At 31.5% G+C, this 18128-nt stretch carries 14 protein-coding genes; 4 read left to right on the forward strand and 10 right to left on the reverse strand.

The genetic code is table 11. From position 1 onward, the window contains the following. Positions 1 to 45: 45 nt before the first annotated feature. The 5 genes from ACFWM3_RS04280 to ACFWM3_RS04300 all read right to left on the reverse strand — a co-directional run bounded on the left by ACFWM3_RS04280 (position 46) and on the right by ACFWM3_RS04300 (position 9157). On the reverse strand, positions 46 to 2319 hold the full coding sequence (locus tag ACFWM3_RS04280; RefSeq protein ID WP_390310416.1) for an ATP-dependent DNA helicase: 2274 nt from the start codon (positions 2317 to 2319) through the stop codon (positions 46 to 48). A gap of 125 nt (positions 2320 to 2444) precedes the next feature. Further along, positions 2445 to 2972 carry a YcxB family protein gene (locus ACFWM3_RS04285; RefSeq protein ID WP_390310417.1) on the reverse strand — a complete coding sequence of 176 codons (528 nt, stop codon included), beginning with the start codon at positions 2970 to 2972 and terminating at the stop codon, positions 2445 to 2447. Positions 2973 to 3622: 650 nt separating this feature from the next. Then, the gene (locus tag ACFWM3_RS04290; protein ID WP_390310419.1) at positions 3623 to 5410 is read right to left on the reverse strand and encodes an ABC transporter ATP-binding protein; all 1788 of its coding nucleotides are present in this window, start codon (positions 5408 to 5410) and stop codon (positions 3623 to 3625) included. Next, positions 5410 to 7146, reverse strand: a complete 1737-nt coding sequence (locus ACFWM3_RS04295) for an ABC transporter ATP-binding protein (protein ID WP_056470479.1) — start codon at positions 7144 to 7146, stop codon at positions 5410 to 5412. Before ACFWM3_RS04295 ends, ACFWM3_RS04290 begins: the two co-directional genes overlap by 1 nt. 382 nt (positions 7147 to 7528) lie before the next feature. Further along, positions 7529 to 9157, reverse strand: a complete 1629-nt coding sequence (locus tag ACFWM3_RS04300) for a glycoside hydrolase family 13 protein (protein ID WP_390310421.1) — start codon at positions 9155 to 9157, stop codon at positions 7529 to 7531. A gap of 406 nt (positions 9158 to 9563) precedes the next feature. On the opposite strand from ACFWM3_RS04300, the gene ACFWM3_RS04305 reads away from it, so the two are divergent. After that, on the forward strand, positions 9564 to 10460 hold the full coding sequence (locus tag ACFWM3_RS04305; RefSeq protein ID WP_390310423.1) for a L,D-transpeptidase family protein: 897 nt from the start codon (positions 9564 to 9566) through the stop codon (positions 10458 to 10460). Positions 10461 to 10812: 352 nt separating this feature from the next. Here ACFWM3_RS04305 and ACFWM3_RS04310 read toward each other — a convergent pair whose 3' ends face one another. After that, complete coding sequence (locus ACFWM3_RS04310) at positions 10813 to 11850, reverse strand: M42 family metallopeptidase (protein ID WP_056470485.1); 1038 nt, start codon at positions 11848 to 11850, stop codon at positions 10813 to 10815. A 207-nt stretch (positions 11851 to 12057) separates the two neighbouring features. Between ACFWM3_RS04310 and ACFWM3_RS04315 the strand changes: the two genes are divergently transcribed. Further along, on the forward strand, positions 12058 to 12579 hold the full coding sequence (locus tag ACFWM3_RS04315) for a hypothetical protein (RefSeq protein WP_390310424.1): 522 nt from the start codon (positions 12058 to 12060) through the stop codon (positions 12577 to 12579). A 189-nt stretch (positions 12580 to 12768) separates the two neighbouring features. Here ACFWM3_RS04315 and ACFWM3_RS04320 read toward each other — a convergent pair whose 3' ends face one another. Next, entirely contained in the window at positions 12769 to 13236 is a 468-nt protein-coding gene (locus ACFWM3_RS04320; RefSeq protein WP_390310425.1) for a UPF0158 family protein, read from the reverse strand. Between the two features lie 194 nt (positions 13237 to 13430). Continuing rightward, positions 13431 to 13832, reverse strand: a complete 402-nt coding sequence (locus tag ACFWM3_RS04325) for an RDD family protein (protein WP_390310426.1) — start codon at positions 13830 to 13832, stop codon at positions 13431 to 13433. A gap of 321 nt (positions 13833 to 14153) precedes the next feature. Between ACFWM3_RS04325 and ACFWM3_RS04330 the strand changes: the two genes are divergently transcribed. Continuing rightward, on the forward strand, positions 14154 to 15350 hold the full coding sequence (locus ACFWM3_RS04330) for an FAD-dependent monooxygenase (RefSeq protein WP_390310428.1): 1197 nt from the start codon (positions 14154 to 14156) through the stop codon (positions 15348 to 15350). Positions 15351 to 15572: 222 nt separating this feature from the next. Here ACFWM3_RS04330 and ACFWM3_RS04335 read toward each other — a convergent pair whose 3' ends face one another. Both ACFWM3_RS04335 and ACFWM3_RS04340 read right to left on the reverse strand, forming a co-directional pair. Continuing rightward, entirely contained in the window at positions 15573 to 16193 is a 621-nt protein-coding gene (locus ACFWM3_RS04335) for a hypothetical protein (RefSeq protein ID WP_390310430.1), read from the reverse strand. A 48-nt stretch (positions 16194 to 16241) separates the two neighbouring features. Further along, the gene (locus ACFWM3_RS04340; RefSeq protein WP_390310431.1) at positions 16242 to 16640 is read right to left on the reverse strand and encodes a hypothetical protein; all 399 of its coding nucleotides are present in this window, start codon (positions 16638 to 16640) and stop codon (positions 16242 to 16244) included. A 267-nt stretch (positions 16641 to 16907) separates the two neighbouring features. Between ACFWM3_RS04340 and ACFWM3_RS04345 the strand changes: the two genes are divergently transcribed. Next, positions 16908 to 17948, forward strand: a complete 1041-nt coding sequence (locus tag ACFWM3_RS04345) for a glycoside hydrolase family 5 protein (RefSeq protein ID WP_390310433.1) — start codon at positions 16908 to 16910, stop codon at positions 17946 to 17948. Positions 17949 to 18128: the final 180 nt, after the last annotated feature.

Here is an 18128-nt window from a genome sequence, read left to right on the forward strand (position 1 = left end):
TGATAATTATCAATCGTTTTTTTTGAATTATTTAATAATTAACTCTTACTTCCATTCTTCAGGTAATAAACTTTGATAAAGTGAACTCTTATATCGATCATCAATTAGTAATAAAGTCCCTTCATCTGATTCAGAACGGATAACTCTTCCACCCGCTTGCATTACTTTATTCATACCTGGAAAGACATATGCATAATAATACCCATTTTTTCCAACCGAATTAAAATGCTCCTTTAAAATATTTCTTTCTAAACAAATCTGTGGCAATCCTACACCCACTACTACGACACCGTTTAAGCGATCCCCCTTTAAATCGATCCCTTCAGAGAATATTCCACCTAATACAGCAAACCCAACCAAAGTTTCCTCATTTAGACTATCAAACTGTAAAAGGAACTCCTCTCGTTCAATTTCAGACATACCATTTTCTTGAACGATTGTCTTTATGTTAGGGTTTTTCTCTTTAAATAAATCAACACTTTGAATTAAATATTGATATGACGGATAAAAAACTAAATAATTACCTTTTCTTTTCGTAATTTCTTTATAGACAGAATCAATTAATCTTTCTAAATTTCTTTCACGATCTTGGTATCGAGTTGAAAGAGGATCAATTGTTACTTCCAGTTGTTCTCTATGAAAAGGAGAATCGATTGAAATTGTATAATCTCGACTTTGATCACCAAGCATATCTTGAAAATATTGTATTGGCGTTAAAGTAGCCGAAAAATAAATTGTAGAGCGAAATCTTTTTATGACGTCATTCACTACTTTAGAAGGATCAAGGCAAAATAACTTTAAATGTACTTCACTTTTATATAGTTCATAGTAGCATACATAATTTTCATCAAAAAACTCCGCAATTTTGACGAAGTTAAGTGACTCAAAATATGTATCAAGTAGAATTTGTTTATTTTCGTCCTCTTCCATTTCCTGTAATTTTATTTCTACGATTTCATTGAATGTATGTAGAAGTTCTAGTAAATCACCATCTATTTCCTTTGAAACTGGGGTTACAACGTCCTTCCATTTTTTTCTTAATTCAATAAATCGCTTATTTATTTCATTTATTATGTCATAAAGTTCATCTTTTAAATTTTTATATCTATTTTTCAACTCTAAAAATTTAGATTTGAATAGACTCGCAGAATACATTTCTCTTGCACGATCAACAAGATTATGAGCTTCATCAATTAATAAAACCGAACTTCGTTTATGTTCATCAAATAATCGTTTTAACGAAACTCTAGGATCAAAAATATAATTTACATCGCAAATAATCGCATCGGAAGAATTTAATAAATCTAAAGAGTATTCAAATGGACATACTGTATGTTTGCGGGCATATTCTTCTATTTTCTCCCTAGTTAACGATTTTTCCGATGAAAGAATATCAAGAACAGCATCATTTATTCGGTCATAATAACCATTAGCAAATTCACAATAATCCTTTTGACACATCGTCTCTTCTTTAAAACAGATTTTATCTTTTGCTGTAATCGTCGTACACTTTATACAAAGTCCTTCATCTGTCATTAGCTTAAATGCTTCTTCAGCAACAGTCCTAGTAATCGTCTTAGAAGTTAAGTAAAACATTCGATTTATACTATTCTCACCAATACTTTTAACTGTCGGAAAAATAGTCGAAACCGTTTTGCCAATTCCGGTTGGGGCTACCGCAAATAAATTATTACCTTCTTGAATTGTTTGATATACCGCACCTGCTAACTTTCTTTGACCTTTTCTAAAAGAAGGAAAGGGAAAATTTAATTCTTTTATTGTCTGATTCCTTGTTTCAATATGATCGTATTTCCATTTTGCAAAAGGATAATAAATTTCCAGCATTTTGTATAAGTAATTTGTTAATTCATCTTTTGTAAATAAGAGGTCGAAGCTTATTTTTTGCTCGGTTAAAATATTAATATATGTAAGTCTAAGTGTAATTTTTTCAAGTTGTAATTCTTCACAAATAAAATATCCATAAACTTTTGCTTGAGCCCAATGAACAGGATATGAATTTTCATTTATTTCATTTAAATCCTTCATTGTTGATTTAATTTCTTCTATTATATATTGACCATCATTAAATAATAATCCATCACAACGGCCTTCTATCTGAAACACCAACTGATCCAATGTAATGTTGCCGGATATAGATCGTTCTTTTACATCCTGTTCACCATATTCTCTTTGGATTTTTTGGTGTGCCTTTGTTCCTTCAATTAATGAAACCGAACTTTTATATGTTACATTGATACTTCCCGCTGTATGAGCATACTCAACTAGCGTTCGAACTGATACCTTTATACAATTCTCCAAGTGAGTACCCTCCTTTTTTTACATTTTATCATAATTCTTCTTTCTTGATTAAGAATGAACGGTAACAATAAAAAAGTTCAAGTTAAACTAACTTGAACTTTTAGAGATCAGGATGCACTATTCAACTAGCAATATAAAACTTGAATATTATATTTTCTGTAAAATTGTAATAATCTCTCCACGTCATCCTTTATTGCTTCTAGTGGCACTACAATGGCTTGCATACTTGTAAAGTAAATATAAAAGTAATTCTTCGTGCCTTTTATTTCAACTATATCATCCCACTTTATTTCATGAACACTTGATTGTGTAATTTCTTTGATCCCATTCTCATCTACTTTTAGAGAATGTTCCCCGAAAATTGATTGATCGTTCTTTTCAGTTAAATGCTTAATCATTTTGTTTTTTGATGAACGGTAGAAATACTTTGGAAAATAAATGAACCAAGCAATGGCTGCTAACGAAAAGGCAAGTAAATAACCAAATAGTGGTTGTTTGAAAAGAAAGGAAATTAAAAATGGTATTACTAAATAGATTAAACTCACAGCAATTCGTTGATTTATTAACGACTTTTGAACAGTTTTTGAGTGTTTTAAATGATGTAAATTAAATTCAATATAATCATCCAAATTAATTTCATAACTAAGTTTCATACTTAACCTCCATTTTCACAAAAATATTAATTCACTATTATTTTAACATTAGAAAAAATTAGAAAATGAAGATATTTTATCTACTTATATTAAGTTGACTTTTCAAGATTCATAGAATTAATTCTTATATTAAGAATTCGTAATAATTCATTTCCAAAGTTCTAATTTAAAATTTTCGGCATAAAAATGGTTGTCCTAACTGTAAATCACAAAAATTGTGACAAATAAGCTCGGCTGCAAATAAGTCATAGAGAGTCGCAATTAAATGTAGAAATCTTGCAATTAAACAGTGGACTGCAAATAAAATCTGAGTATCGCAATTAAAATTGGCGAAACGGCAATTAAAACCCTAAGAATCGCAATTTAATTTAAAAAGTACCCATACCAGTTAAGGTATTATCCCCTAAAAAAACATACAAAAGCAGATCATTTCAAATGAAAAACTTGCAATATGGCTTGTATCTAATAAAAACTTGATAAGAGCCTGCAGAAATATTTAATAAAGTTCAATTAGATCAATTGCAAACGAAAAAAAGCCGTTTAGATACCCCCATCCTTAGCACAAGTACATTTTTCAATAAAAAAAGGACTGCTCATTCGTCAGTTAACCTAACTTTTGAGGCAGCCCCAATCTAAATAACACAGATCAATTATGCTCCATCATTAATGAAGCTATATTGCGCCATGTATAGCTTATAATAATGTCCTTTTAAAGCTAATAATTCTTCATGTGTACCGCTTTCCTCGACATTTCCGTTTCCAATTACCATAATTTTGTCGCAGTCACGAATTGTCGATAATCGGTGGGCAATAACAAATGAAGTACGACCTTCTAATAGCTTTTCAATACCATTTTGGACAAGCTTCTCAGTATGAGTATCGATATTCGAAGTAGCTTCATCTAAAATCAAAATTCTAGGATCAGCTAGTAGAGCTCGAGCAAACGAGATTAATTGTCTTTGACCTAATGAAAGTCTTGAGCCCCTCTCGTTTACATCTGTATTATACCCATCCTCCATTTTAATGATAAAGTCATGAGCATGAACTGCTTTAGCTGCGGCAATTACTTCTTCATCTGTAGCATTTAATTTACCGTATCGAATATTTTCCATAATCGATGTTGAGAATAGGAAAGTATCTTGTAGCATAATTCCCATTTGACTTCTAAAAGATTCTAAATCTACTTTTTTAATATCATTTCCATCAACTAAAATTTCACCTTTTAAAGGATCATAGAATCTGCTTAAAAGTGAAACAATCGTCGTTTTCCCTGCACCTGTTGCACCTACTAATGCAATTTTTTCACCTGGATTTATTGTGAAATTTATATTTTTTAATACTGTAGAGTTTTCATCATAACCAAAAGTTACATTTCTAAATTGAACTTCACCATTGATTCGTCCAATTGGTGGTGCATTTTCTTCACTAATAATTTCTGGATCAATATCCATAATGTCAAAAATACGATCAGCTGCCGAGAAGTTTGATATTAATGTATTATAGAAGTTTGATAAGTTCATAATTGGACGCCAGAACATCCCAATATACATTGAAAATGCGATTAATGTTCCAACTTCAATTTCTTGACTAGTTACAAGCTTATATCCAACATAAAATACAATTACAGTACCAACACCCCAAGAAAGCTCAACTAATGGCCAAAAGAAGTCATTCATTTTTACTGCTTTCATGAATGATCCCATTAATTCAGATACCTTTTCTTTGAAATCTTTTTCTTTATCTTTTTCTTTCGCAAAGGATTGAACTACTTTTATTCCTGAAAAATCTTCATGTATAAACGCGATTAAATTTGAACGTTTCTTTCGGTAATCATCCCATCTTTTACGTGCACGTGTTTCAATATAAAACATTGCAGCTGCTAAAAATGGAAGAATTGATACTGATGCGATTGCAAGTTTAACATTTAAGATAAACATTACAACTGTAACGCAAACTAAGCTTAGTAATTCCGGAATTAATGTTTGAATACTTTGGTTGAATAAATTTTGGAGAGCACTAATATCCCCCATTACACGAGCTAAAATTTTTCCTACTGGACGATTATCAAAAAACGTAAATGATAGTTTTTGAATATGTGTGTAAAGCTCATGACGAATATTTACTAAAATATTATTCGTAACGGAGCTAATCATCGTCCAACGTGTTTTTGAAGCAATCATTGCTAAGAAATTTAGTGCTAATAATACAGCTCCAATTATGATGAGCCCTTTTACATCGTGATTCTTAATATTTGTATCAATCGCTACCTTTAATAAATATGGGTTTAATATCCCAATTACCATTACAAATAACATTAAACAAATAACGGTAAATGTTTTTAATTTATAAGGTTTTAAATAAGTCCCGAGCCTAAGAATAAGCTCCGTTTTACTCCTATTTAGTTGGTCTTCATCACGATTAATCGTATTTTGTGCCATTAGACCACCCCGCTTTCTACTGTTTCAAAATCTTTGAATTGTTCTTCGTAGACTTCAAAGTACCTACCCTTTTTATCTAGTAATTGTTTATGATTTCCTTTTTCAACTATTTCTCCATTTTCAACAAATAGTATGACATCGGCATTTTTTACTGCTGAAATACGGTGTGCAATGATAAATGTTGTACTATGTGAGAAACGTTTATTTAAATTGTGTAATAATTCATACTCCGTTTCCATATCTAATGCAGAAGTTGCATCATCTAAAATTAAGATTGGAGCATTTCTTAATAATGCGCGGGCAATTGATATACGTTGTTTTTGGCCACCAGATAAACCAATTCCTCGTTCACCAATTTCCGTGTTGAATCCTTCTTCTAGCTCTTCAATAAAGTCTAGACAACATGCAATACGGCAAGCCTCACGGATTTCATCCATAGTAGCATCTGGGTTTCCTAGTTTTACATTATTTTCAATCGTATCTGAGAAAAGGAATGTATCCTGAGAAACTAGAGACATATTTTTACGTAAAGATGTTAAATTAAAATCTTTAACATTAACGCCATCTACTAGTACTTCTCCCTCAGCCACATCGTATGAGCGACCAATTAAATGAAGAATTGAGGATTTTCCGGCACCCGTCGTTCCCATAATGGCTACTTTACTACCGCTTGGAATATATAGATTAATATCTTTTAAGACAATTTCATCATTGTATTTAAAGCTTACATTTTTATATTCCACTGAACCGTCAACAAGATTAGGTGTATATGCTCCTTCTTTGTTTTCAATTTGAGTTTTACGATCTAAAATTTCAAAAATCTTCTTCGCAGAAGCTTGGTTTTTAGAAAGTACATCTGTTAACCAGCCTAACATTCTCATCGGCCAAATTAAGTTCCAAATATATCCACTAAATGCAACTAGTTCACCGAGTGTCATATTATTTTTTAAAACGAAATATCCACCGATAATAATCATTGCTACAAGCGCAATATTTGTTAAAAATTCAATATTAGGAAAATATTTACGCATTGTTTTAGCTTGAGCCATATTTAAATCATAATATCCACGATTCATTTTCAAAAATTTCAACGTCTCATGCTTTTCCCTAGCAAATGCTTTAACTAATCTTACACCCGCAATATTTTGTTGAGCTGTTGTATTGATTTCAGCTGTATGGTCACTTATTTTTCCGTAACCTTTATTAAGTAAGCGATTTAAACGCGTCCCCATATATCCAATTGGGATCATAATTGCTAAACAGATTAATGCCAACTTCCAATTAATTACAAATAAGATAACTGTACTAAGAGTAAAATAAATAATATTTTCAACAAATAATCTTAGTCCAAACGCAATTGTTTGCCAGATGTTTTCCACATCTTCGTTAATTCTCGAAAGTAATTCACCCGTGTTCATCGAGTCAAAATACTTAAACTCAAAACTTTGAATATGCTTGAACATATCATTTTTAATATCCTCATGTACCTTTGAACTTACTAAGTCATATAAATATTCTTTTACATATCCAAAAATTGATTTAATGATTGTGACACCTATAATACCGCAAATAACTGGAACTACGACTGATGCTTTTCCTTTCGTAATACCGTCATCGATTAAAATCATTTGTAAATAAGGAATTAAATGATCCACACCTATTACTAAAACCATTGAAATTGAACCAATAATAAATGAAAGCTTATGTCTAAAGACATATTTTAAAATTCGAGACAAAATTATACCTCCCTTGTATCAATTAACCTAACTCTACGCAACCCTCCACTTTTTTTGACAACAAAAAGACCATGGGAATATTTTCCATACCCCATGGCCATAAAGAAACGTTTCGCCCAAAAACAAACATAAAAGAATCGTTTATTTTTGGCACAAAAAAGCCATGGGTAATATAAACCCATGGCTAGATCGTCAATTGAAATCTAAGTTTCAACGTGGTCCGTCCTGCGTAGAGATAGGGTTCATAATCATTATGAAATTTTGTGATGCTTTTGAGTTTAATTTTCTTTCAATCATCATGTTAACCTACCTCCTTCTTATTTGATATTCTTATCATATACGAGTGTACAATAAAATGTCAAACTATTTTTAATAAATTAAATTATTTAACTTTATAAACAATTGCTTCATACGGTCTTAAGTTGCTATTCACACCTGTTAAACTTGAATCTTTATAATTACTTAAAAGTATACTTACTTCATCATAGTGCTCACTATGACTAAATTTTGATTCCTCATTTGTAAAGTTAGCTACAATTAATAATTTCTCATCATTATACTGTCTTATATAAGCAAATACTTTTTCATCCTTTTCAGCAAGCATTTCAAAAGAACCATAAACAATAGCAGGATTTTCTTTTCGCAATTGGATTAACTGGCGATAATGATGAAAAATTGAATCTGGATCGTTTATCGATTGTTCAACATTTATTTTAGTAAAATTTGGATTTACTGTTAACCAAGGGTTTCCTTTTGTAAAACCTCCATACTTTTCTGCATTCCATTGCATTGGAGTACGTGCATTGTCTCTACCTTTTGTATAAATCGACTCCATTATTTCTTCATGCTTATATCCTTTTGAAATACGGTCATTATACATATTTTTCGTTTCAATATCGTCATATTCATCAATGCTTTCAAATCGAATATTTGTCATCCCAATTTCTTCACCTTGATAAATATAAGGTGTACCTTGCATTAAATGAAGGATTGTAGCAAGCATTTTCGCACTTTCAATACGGTATTCCTGATCATTACCCCATCTAGAAACAATTCGTGGTAAATCATGATTGTTCCAGAACAAGCTATTCCAAGCCTTTCCATCGAGCTGAGTTTGCCACTTATTAAAAACTTCTTTTAGATCCAACAAATTTAATGGCTTTAAATCCCATTTTTCTTTACCTTCTTGTTGATCAAGACCGATATGCTCAAATTGAAAGATCATACTTAATTCATTTCGAGCAGGATCTGAATAAAGCTTTGCAATTTCTGGAGTTGCCCCCCAAGTTTCACCAACAGTTAGTACATCATGATTACCAAAAGTCATTTTATTCATCTCTTGTAAGTATTCATGTAGCTTTGGACCATTTGCTGTAATCTCTTGATCAGGAATCTTTCCAATTAAATCAATTACATCCATTCGGAACCCACCAATTCCTTTATCAAGCCAAAAGTTCATCATATTATATACTTCTTCGTGGACTTTTGGATTCTCCCAGTTTAAATCTGGCTGCCTTTTACTAAATAAATGCAAGAAGTATTGTCCAGTTTGTATATCATATTCCCAAGCACTGCCACTGAATACAGAAGGAATGTCATTTGGTTCACTTCCATTTACAGGATCTCTCCAAACATAATAGTCTCTAAATGGGTTATCTTTGCTCTTTCGAGATTCTATAAACCACGGATGCTCATCAGATGTATGGTTCACAACTAAATCCATTACAATTTTAATCCCTCGATTATTCGCTTCAGAAATTAATTTATCCATATCATTCATCGTACCAAACTCTTCCATGATGTCACAATAATCACTAATATCGTAACCATTATCATCATTAGGAGATTTATATACAGGACTTAACCAAATAACATCTATTCCTAAAAGCTTTAAATAATCAAGCTTTTCGATTATACCTTTTAAATCACCGATTCCATCAGCGTTACTATCCATAAAACTTCTAGGATATATTTGATAAACTACACTATTATGCCACCATTTTTTCTCCATTTGAATTGCCTCCTAGATTATGTATAAACCTTAAAAACTAAAAAATTTAATTGTGATTTCTTCTAAATAAAATAATATGGTATGTGAAATTTCAAACCATCCAAAGCCTTTTGCTAAAATCGTGCAATCGTGTGCATATTTTAGGCAGTAAAAGTGTCCTGGTTTTTTCTTCATATACCCTGTTTAACCGCTTACATTTTCTATTTTAACAAGATTGTTCATTAATGCAAACATTTACATTTTTCTATATTAATAATGTTTAAAAGTTAATCTAGCTTTAATCCAATATCAGACTTTGACTTAATTAAAATAAAACTATTTTTTCCTATTTTTATTAGATAGGACAAGCAATCCTTTCATAATATATAAAGCTATGTATTTTCTAAATATTGTTGGGGGGAGAAAGTTGTTAAAGCGCTGTTTTATTTTTTTCATAGTACTTCTATTATTTTTGAGCACTTCTTTTATTCAGTCTATCGCCGCAGAAACAAAACCTGTTTCACAATTTATCATTATTAATAAGTCGATTAATAGATTAGCTTTTTATGAGAATGGTAAATTGGTAAAAGTTTTTAAAGTTGCAACCGGTAAGAGCCAGGATTTAACTCCTGAAGGCAAGTTTAAAATCGTCGTTAAAATTGTTAATCGACCTTATTATAAAGAGAATATTCCTGGTGGTGATCCGAGGAATCCACTTGGTAATAGGTGGCTCGGTTTAAATGCTAGAGGGACATGGGGTACAACCTATGCAATCCACGGTAATAATAATCCAAGTTCTATTGGAACTTATGCTAGTCATGGTTGTGTACGAATGTATGATGAAGAAGTAGAATGGTTATTTGATCGTGTACAGAAAAATACGACTGTTTTAATCACTTCATCAAACATGTCATTTCAAGACATCGCAGTTTCAAATCATTTATTTGATGATGATTCAGGAACGGTTGTTGTAACAAAACCAACGGATATTCCTACTAGTTTACAACTTGGAAGTGTAGGATCAGAGGTTGAATGGCTGCAGGATACATTAACAAAATTAGGCTACTCTACAAATGGGGTCGATGGCTACTTTGCTGAAGCCACAGATCAAGCAGTAAGAGCATTTCAACAAGATAATGGATTAACTAGTGATGGAGTTGTTGGTGCTGGTACAAAAAAATTATTATTAGACAAACTCCAAGAAAATAAACGTGAGTCAGTCTCGGCTTATTTTTATACATTTACATTAAAGAAAAATGTAAAAACGAATGGTGAAGACCGATTTGATAGTCAATTAAATGGGGTTCAAAAATTAAATTATTAAACGATTAGAAGGTGTCCAGAAGTCTAACTTTTTAATGGAACCCTTGTTTTTTTATAATGGAAATATGATATGAAATAAATCTTAGCTACAAATAAGGAGTTCATTTATGCAAATAAAGGATGAAATATCGCAAATAAATATAAAAATCACCTATACCAGTTAAGGTATTATGACCTAATACTTGTACAATAGCAGATCCTTTCTAATGGAAAACTAGCAAATATGCTCGCTCTTAGAATAAAAATTTACTATTTTTATATGATAAAGAGCCATTTTATCAACTAAAAATAAAATCACCTTTGAAATACAACGTACAAAAAGGGGTGTCCCATGAGACAGCCCCTTTTACTTTTTACTTAGTTAAATATAAGTACAATAATTTCATCGTATTTTCCATTGCATTATAATGCGTTCTTTCCATACCATGAGATGCATGTACCCCTGGTCCAATTAGCGCTCCACGAATATCTTGTCCCCCGCGTAAAGCAGCAACTGTATCTGAACCGTACATCGGATAGATATCTACTGCATAGCTAAGCTCATTTTCTTTTGCTAAGTTGACTAAATCAGTTGTCATATTGTAATCATATGGTCCACCAGAGTCTTTTGCACATATTGAGACATCGTATTCAGTACAGCTTAAATCATCTCCAATACAACCCATGTCTACTGAAATTAATTCAGTAATATCAGATGGGATATAAGAAGAGCCATGTCCAACTTCTTCATACGTTGAAATAAATAATTTTGTTGTATATGTAGGTACAATTTTTTCCCTTTTAAATAATTCAAGTAAACCAATTAAACATGCCACACTTGCTTTATCATCAATAAATCTTGATTTTATAAATCCGCTTTCAGTAATTGTCGTTTTCGGGTCGAAGAATATAAAGTCTCCTGGGCTAATTCCAAGATTTAATACATCTTCTTTTGACTTAACGCATTCATCAATTCGAACTTCCATGTTTTCTGGGTCGCGTTTTTTTGTTTTACTGTCTTCGAAAACATGAATTGATGGACTTGTAGATAAAAATGTTCCTGTATAAATTTTTCCTTCACGCGTTCTAATTTGGCAATATTCACTATCAAGTGTTGGTACGATTGGTCCACCAATAATTGTAAATTTTAAAGTACCTTTGCTAGTAATTGATCGGACCATTGCCCCTAATGTATCAACATGTGCTGATAATCCGATGACTTGCTCATTGCTTTTACCAGGAATTGTGATCACGCCACAACCTTTATTAGTTGTTTCAAATTCATACCCTAAACTATTTGTCCAAGACTGAATTAATTCCATAATTTCAAAGCAAAAACCACTTGGGCTATTAAACTCTAGTAATTGTTTAGCGGTTTGTAGCACATATTCTTTGTCAATTTTAATATTCATAGATTTTCCCCTTCAATTTTGAAATTTTCATGCAATTCTCAACGTATTTATCATACAGTTATTTGTGTTTGTTATCAATAATACATAATCCTGCTTTAACATGTTTGGCGTATTGCACTTTGATTATTCTCATATAGATGATGTATATCGTATTTTAAATGAGGTGAAAATGTGTATTTTTTCAAACCGATTACTGAAGAGGTCCGATTGTTTCAACTAAAATTCACTAAACAAAATAAAACCAAGAAATTTATATTAGCCTCTATTTTTGCTTGTATTGCTGCACTTTTTCAAGCTGCAGGTGGCCTATTACCAGGTATTGGATTATTTATAAGTCCAATCGCCACTGCACCTATTCTATTATGTTCCATGTTTTCCATTACAGATGGAATTAAGGCCTATTTTCTAACTATCATGTTGTTATTCATCTTACAGCCAACTGAACTTATTGTCTTTCCTTTTACAACAGGATTATTGGGATTTGGTATAGGCTTGGCTTTTCACTTTTTTAAAAAGAGATTATCAATCATTGCAACTGGAGCGACACTTTTAATGTTAGGTATTATGAGTCTATTATTTCTTTTCCACTTTCCGGTCTTAGGTCCGGGATTTTCTGATTCTTTTTCAATCTATACCGTTCTAATTATTTTTTTATTTTCATTTCTTTATTGCTGGTTATGGGTTGAAATTACTTTAATTATTTTTAAAAGATTGGCTCCGTTGAATTAACAACTATCTAATTAGACAAATTGGCAAGTTGTTAAACTAAACTGGCATTTGGTTCAAACTAATTACATAAGAAAACGTTAAAAATCCCTTCAGCTAAAATTGAAGGGATTCATTTTATTTTTGATTCGGCTTAAGCTGCTGCCTGTAGGTCAAACACCACAAATGGCTCTACCCTTATTTTTTATCTTTCTAATCTATGTACTCGATATCATTATTTTGACACCATGCGATCGCTAAGTCTTTATAGCGTCTGTCGCGATAGCTATACCAATCCATTTCAATATTAAATTCTATAACTGCATCTTTAAATCTTCTAAATGCGCCTTTTCCTTCGATTGTTATAAGTAATATTTTTTGTATTTTCACATCTTTAACGTTTAAACAAAAGTCTTTAACCATTTTAAATTCATCAATTTCATATCTTGAAGGTAATTCCTTATAGTCCTCATAATTTTCCACAATTTCATTTGCGATTTCTAAATTTTCTATCTGCCAATCTTGTAAATCATCCATAGTTTTTTCATCTTCCGCATCTATAAGATCGTCTTCAGAAACCGAAAAAACTTCACCTGTTCTTATCTTAACAAATGAACGATAACCTTCAAATTGCATTTCCATTTCTTCAATGATATCTTTTATCTTTACTTTATTTGTCATGTAGAATCCCCTCTCTATTTTAGATTAGACAAATTAGTTGTATTACCCAAATAATTATACTTGTTAGTTCTATATATGAATGCCCTTTCCTTCTAAAAAACACTCTAAAATAAAAAATTGGAGCTTTAAAAAGCTCCATTCAGATTATCATAGGTTGATCAGTTTATTCAATTGTACATCTTTTAAATATGTTGTTATTTATATACTACATAAGTATTAGCTAATTTATCATGTAATGCTGTTTTCCTATTTGAAAAAGCAATCATTATATAGCCAATTAATAAAATGAAAGCGGATACAACTTGAGCTAACCAACGACTAATTGCATCAAATACGGATAACTTACTACCATCTTTATTGATTACTTTAATGCCAACTGTGACCTTTCCGATCGTACCTTGCAATTTTGTAGCTGGCAAAAGCATCAAGTAAATAATACCGATGAGATCAATGAGTAGGTTGTATGTAATATTTGTGTTTGCAAAGAAATTAAGAAGCAACGGACTTAAAATGAAACCTAATAAAATAATGATACAATAATCAATTATATATGCGCATAATCTAATCCAAAATCCTGCATATTTAAATTCCAACATTGACTCCCCCTAAAACGTTACTAGTTTACTATGAAATCTGTTTTTACTATTAAAATAATTATACCTGTCTAGACATATTCTGTAACTTGGGGTAATTTGCCTTTTTTTCAATGAAATTTTAACATTTCTATGCAACTTAACTGACTGTTTGTTGTAGTAAAAAAATGGAAACAGCACCTTTTAGTTAGGTAGTGCTGTTCCCATTTTTTCTTTCATTTATAAATTAAGAGCAATGTTACGAAAGTTCATAACTAAAAAACCTTTGAATATATTGTTGTTATGTCGTTTAAATTTATTTAGATTAGGAGTGATTAAGTAATTATGAAGCAGAATATGCGTGTCCTTATTTCGGGTGCAAGCATTGCAGGGCCAGCACTTGCTTACTGGCTTCATCGCTTTGGTTTCGAGGTGACTGTAGTCGAAAGAGCTCCAACGTTACGCAAAGGGGGATTTGCTGTCGATATCCGTGGCGCAGCAATTTCTGTTCTTGATCGAATGGGTATTCTTGATCAAGTTCGTGCACTAGATACTCATTTGACTGGAGTTTACTTCGTGAATGACAAAGGTAAAATTAAAGGTAAAATTAGTGAAGCAAGTATGGGTAATCAGCACGGGATGGATATCGAAATTATGCGTGAGAATCTTAGTAATATTTTGTTCGATCTGACCAAGGATAAAGTTACATATATTTGGGACGATTCAATTTCATCTATTCATGAATCTATATCAGGGGTAGAAGTTCAATATACTTACGGGAAACCAGATACATTCGATCTAGTAATAGGGGCTGATGGTATCCATTCCAACGTGCGTACGTTAAAATTTGGTGACGAAGATCAATTTAAACGTACTCTCGGTTGTTATATCTCAATTTTTGAATTTGAGAATTATCTTAATCTCAACCACTCTCAAATTCTTTATACGGTTCCAGGGAAAACCGTTGGAATGTATAGCGCAAATGACAACAAGGAAGCAAAGGGCATGTTATTGTTCCAATCCGAGCCACTGAATTACGACCGTTACAATACGGAAGAACAAAAAAATCTAATCAAAAATGCTTTCGAGGAACTAGAGGGTTGGGAAACACCAAACTTGCTTCAAAAATTGATTACATCTACAGACTTTTATTTTGATGAAATTTGTCAGATTCACATGCCGACATGGTCAAATGGTCGGATTACTTTAGTAGGTGATGCTGCTTATTGTCCATCCCCTCTTTCAGGTCAAGGTACTAGCCTGGCTCTTGTCGGCGCATATGTACTTGCAGGAGAACTAAAAGCTAATAATGGTGATTACAAAAAAGCCTTCATTTCCTATGAAAAAGAGATGAGAAATTTTGTTGAAAAAAATCAAAAAATAGGGCTTTTATCTGCTGGAGGTATGATCGAAAAATCAAACTTCAAAATTTTATTACGCAATGCCATGTTACGTATTCCCATCTTAATGAATGGAATGTTTAAAATGATTACGAGAATGATTGCAAAAGCTGCCAACGAAATAGAACTGAAAGATTATTAAACTATTTTATTAATATAAATCATGAGTTAGTAAGTTCAATAAAATAACAACGCTCAGAATATATTCTGAGCGTTGCTACGTTTAATTAATATCAAAACTGCCCTTATTTAATTAATTAAATTCTGCTTCTAATACATACTTTACTATTTCAGCTTGGAATTGAAATTCTTTTGATTCACCTAAAACAAGTTCTGTTCGTTTACTAATTTTTAATACGTTTGTTTAATCAAAAATATATTCTTCATTTTTCATTTTTAAAAACCATTTCCCATCAACACTAATATATTTATAGTGCCTTGGAATTTTTTGTAAATCTGATGAATTTTTCGTGACAACTTCAATGTCATAATATCTTTTTCGAATTAGTGTAAAGTTCCCATTATCGGCATCGTTATATCTGCTAACCATCTTAACTTTTTTTACTTTTCCTTTAACACCTGTTTCTTTTTCAAATAATTCAATAGACTTTTTTGACAACTGACTTGTCGTTTCTTTTGTAAAGTAGCTTCGAGTTTCATATGATTTATATGTATTTTGAATGACTATAAACACTAAAATTAGTGCGATTATTGTTGTAATTAAGGCAGTTACTGATACTACATAAGTCACTCTAAAATATTTCTGAAGCAAATAAAAATATCCATAATAAGGTAAAAATACAATTCCTATAGGTATTCCTACGTAGAAAATTGATAAAAATAAAGTTTGATAGAACAAATCAACAACCTTTAAAGGATCTGTAAGAAATATCAAGAGAACGCTTAATAAAAAAGGGATGCTATAAAGAACAAAAAACCTCTTTGTAAGATAATCTGGAATCGAAAATCTAGATGATATTTGCATTAATATTCCTCCGAAAAAGCATATGTAATCTAAAAAAACTGCTTAATTTTAATATAACGAAATATCTTCCTTAATTTTAAATTTAAGTATTCCCTCTTCATCAACAGATTTTATGGTAATTAAAAGATTACCTGAATAGCCACCTTCAAAATACCCAATAACTGATTTTGTATGTAATTTACCTTTATTGTCTTTATAATGAAGATTCATTGAGCTCTCTCCAACATTCTTAGATGGATTTACTTTTAATTTATAGTACTTATTTGAAGCAATTTTAGGTATCTTTATATCAGATTTTAGATTATTATAGGTCAAATATATTCCTGTTATATTTCTATTTGTTTGATTTTTTATTTTAATATCAAATCCACTATGAAAAAGAAAATAACCTTTTATCCCTACAATCCCAGTTATTAAAATCGCTATTACAATTAAGATTTTTTTCATGTTTCCCCCTAATGATTAAAATTAGAAATTTTCGCCATTTCTATTTCATTAAATTATAACATTCTTTATTCAACTCTCCTGCCTTTTATTGCATAAAAAGAACCCTTTAATCATGTTTCGATTAACCGGAAGCAAGCTTTCTTTCAATCTGGTGAACCTTTAAAAATCTATGACTATATTAATTCTTTTTCAATAAATCATAGAATAAATAATATTAAAGTTCTAAAAATAATTTTACAAAAGATTAATTAGATGAGGGGGGAAATTTTGAAAATAGTAAAAAGAACAACTTTAATAGTAGTTTGCATTTTAGGATCCATTATTTTACTTTTTGCCTCTTCTTTTGCATTTTTAAATCTTGTTAAAATCAACGTTAATAAACCGACTTCACCGCTGTCAGCTGGAATAAGGGGTGTGAATTGGGCGGATGAGCGCGACAATTTTGTTGATGGAGTCATTTATGTAAGTGGACTGACCAAAAATGATACATACGATTCTGCCAAAGTAGTAGGCCGGCAAATTATTGGGCAGATGTTCGATAAAACTGGTGCTAACACAGTCAGACTTCCTATTAATGAAGCTACTGTCGCAAATTATTGGGGTACTTATACCGGGGCCATTGATGCGGCGTTAGAGAGAGGTAAAGTGATTTTTTGCTATTGGCCACCGAAAAATGGAAAACCTGAAGATCTCAAAAAATTTTATAGCATGTGGAGTACTGTTATCAAAAAATACGGAAATAACCCAAACATTTATTTTGAACCGATTAATGAGCCCTACGGCTATAATACTAAAGATTTACGTAATCTCTATAATGATTGGCTAACAAGTTTCAATGTTCCGAAGAAAAATGTAATTCTTGATGGAATTGGTTTGGCCGCACTTTATATTAATCCATTAGGAGATGACAAACGACTTGACGGTACAATGCTTGCCGTACACTGCTATGCGTTTTATGCGGGATATGTACATATTAATTTCCTCACAGAAACTGGATGGTCAAATATTTTAACAATCGAAATTGGAAAATACTCCGATCGTGCCATCATTACCGAATGGGGAGCACCAATGAAAAGCGGCTTGGATTATTCGCTAAAAAAGAGCAAGAATGAAATTAACTACGTACGTGCAATGAGCAAAAAAACTAATACGATCGGTGCGGGAAGCGTTTATTGGCCAGGATTACGGGATGGGGATTCTTATAGTTTGATGGAGAAAAAAGTCACTAACAAACAAATCACTATTAAGATAACAAATCCATCCGGCCTTAAAAAATTGCAAGAATCTTGGGGTATGCCTGATAACTAATTTGAAGAAGACCTCTCATCGCTTGTTGAGAGGTCATTTTCAGTTGATCTCATTTTCAATTAAAATTTCTTTTAATGAAGATATATTATAATCGTCTGCTTAAATAATATAAAAATTCTTTGTAGTTTCTCATAGATGAAATTGATACCAGAAACATATTCAAAAGACTTCTATTTTTCG

This window comes from Gottfriedia sp. NPDC058432, assembly GCF_042721555.1.
Taxonomy (GTDB): Bacteria; Bacillota; Bacilli; order Bacillales; family Bacillaceae_G; genus Gottfriedia.

What these genes read in the sequence shown, in the direction of transcription:
- ACFWM3_RS04330 (WP_390310428.1), top strand. Translation starts at nt 14,154, where the DNA reads ATGAAGCAGAATATGCGTGTCCTTATTTCGGGTGCAAGCATTGCAGGG.
- ACFWM3_RS04300 (WP_390310421.1), bottom strand. Translation starts at nt 9,157, where the DNA reads ATGGAGAAAAAATGGTGGCATAATAGTGTAGTTTATCAAATATATCCT.
- ACFWM3_RS04285 (WP_390310417.1), bottom strand. Translation starts at nt 2,972, where the DNA reads ATGAAACTTAGTTATGAAATTAATTTGGATGATTATATTGAATTTAAT.
- ACFWM3_RS04320 (WP_390310425.1), bottom strand. Translation starts at nt 13,236, where the DNA reads ATGACAAATAAAGTAAAGATAAAAGATATCATTGAAGAAATGGAAATG.
- ACFWM3_RS04310 (WP_056470485.1), bottom strand. Translation starts at nt 11,850, where the DNA reads ATGAATATTAAAATTGACAAAGAATATGTGCTACAAACCGCTAAACAA.
- ACFWM3_RS04325 (WP_390310426.1), bottom strand. Translation starts at nt 13,832, where the DNA reads ATGTTGGAATTTAAATATGCAGGATTTTGGATTAGATTATGCGCATAT.
- ACFWM3_RS04340 (WP_390310431.1), bottom strand. Translation starts at nt 16,640, where the DNA reads ATGAAAAAAATCTTAATTGTAATAGCGATTTTAATAACTGGGATTGTA.
- ACFWM3_RS04335 (WP_390310430.1), bottom strand. Translation starts at nt 16,193, where the DNA reads ATGCAAATATCATCTAGATTTTCGATTCCAGATTATCTTACAAAGAGG.
- ACFWM3_RS04290 (WP_390310419.1), bottom strand. Translation starts at nt 5,410, where the DNA reads ATGGCACAAAATACGATTAATCGTGATGAAGACCAACTAAATAGGAGT.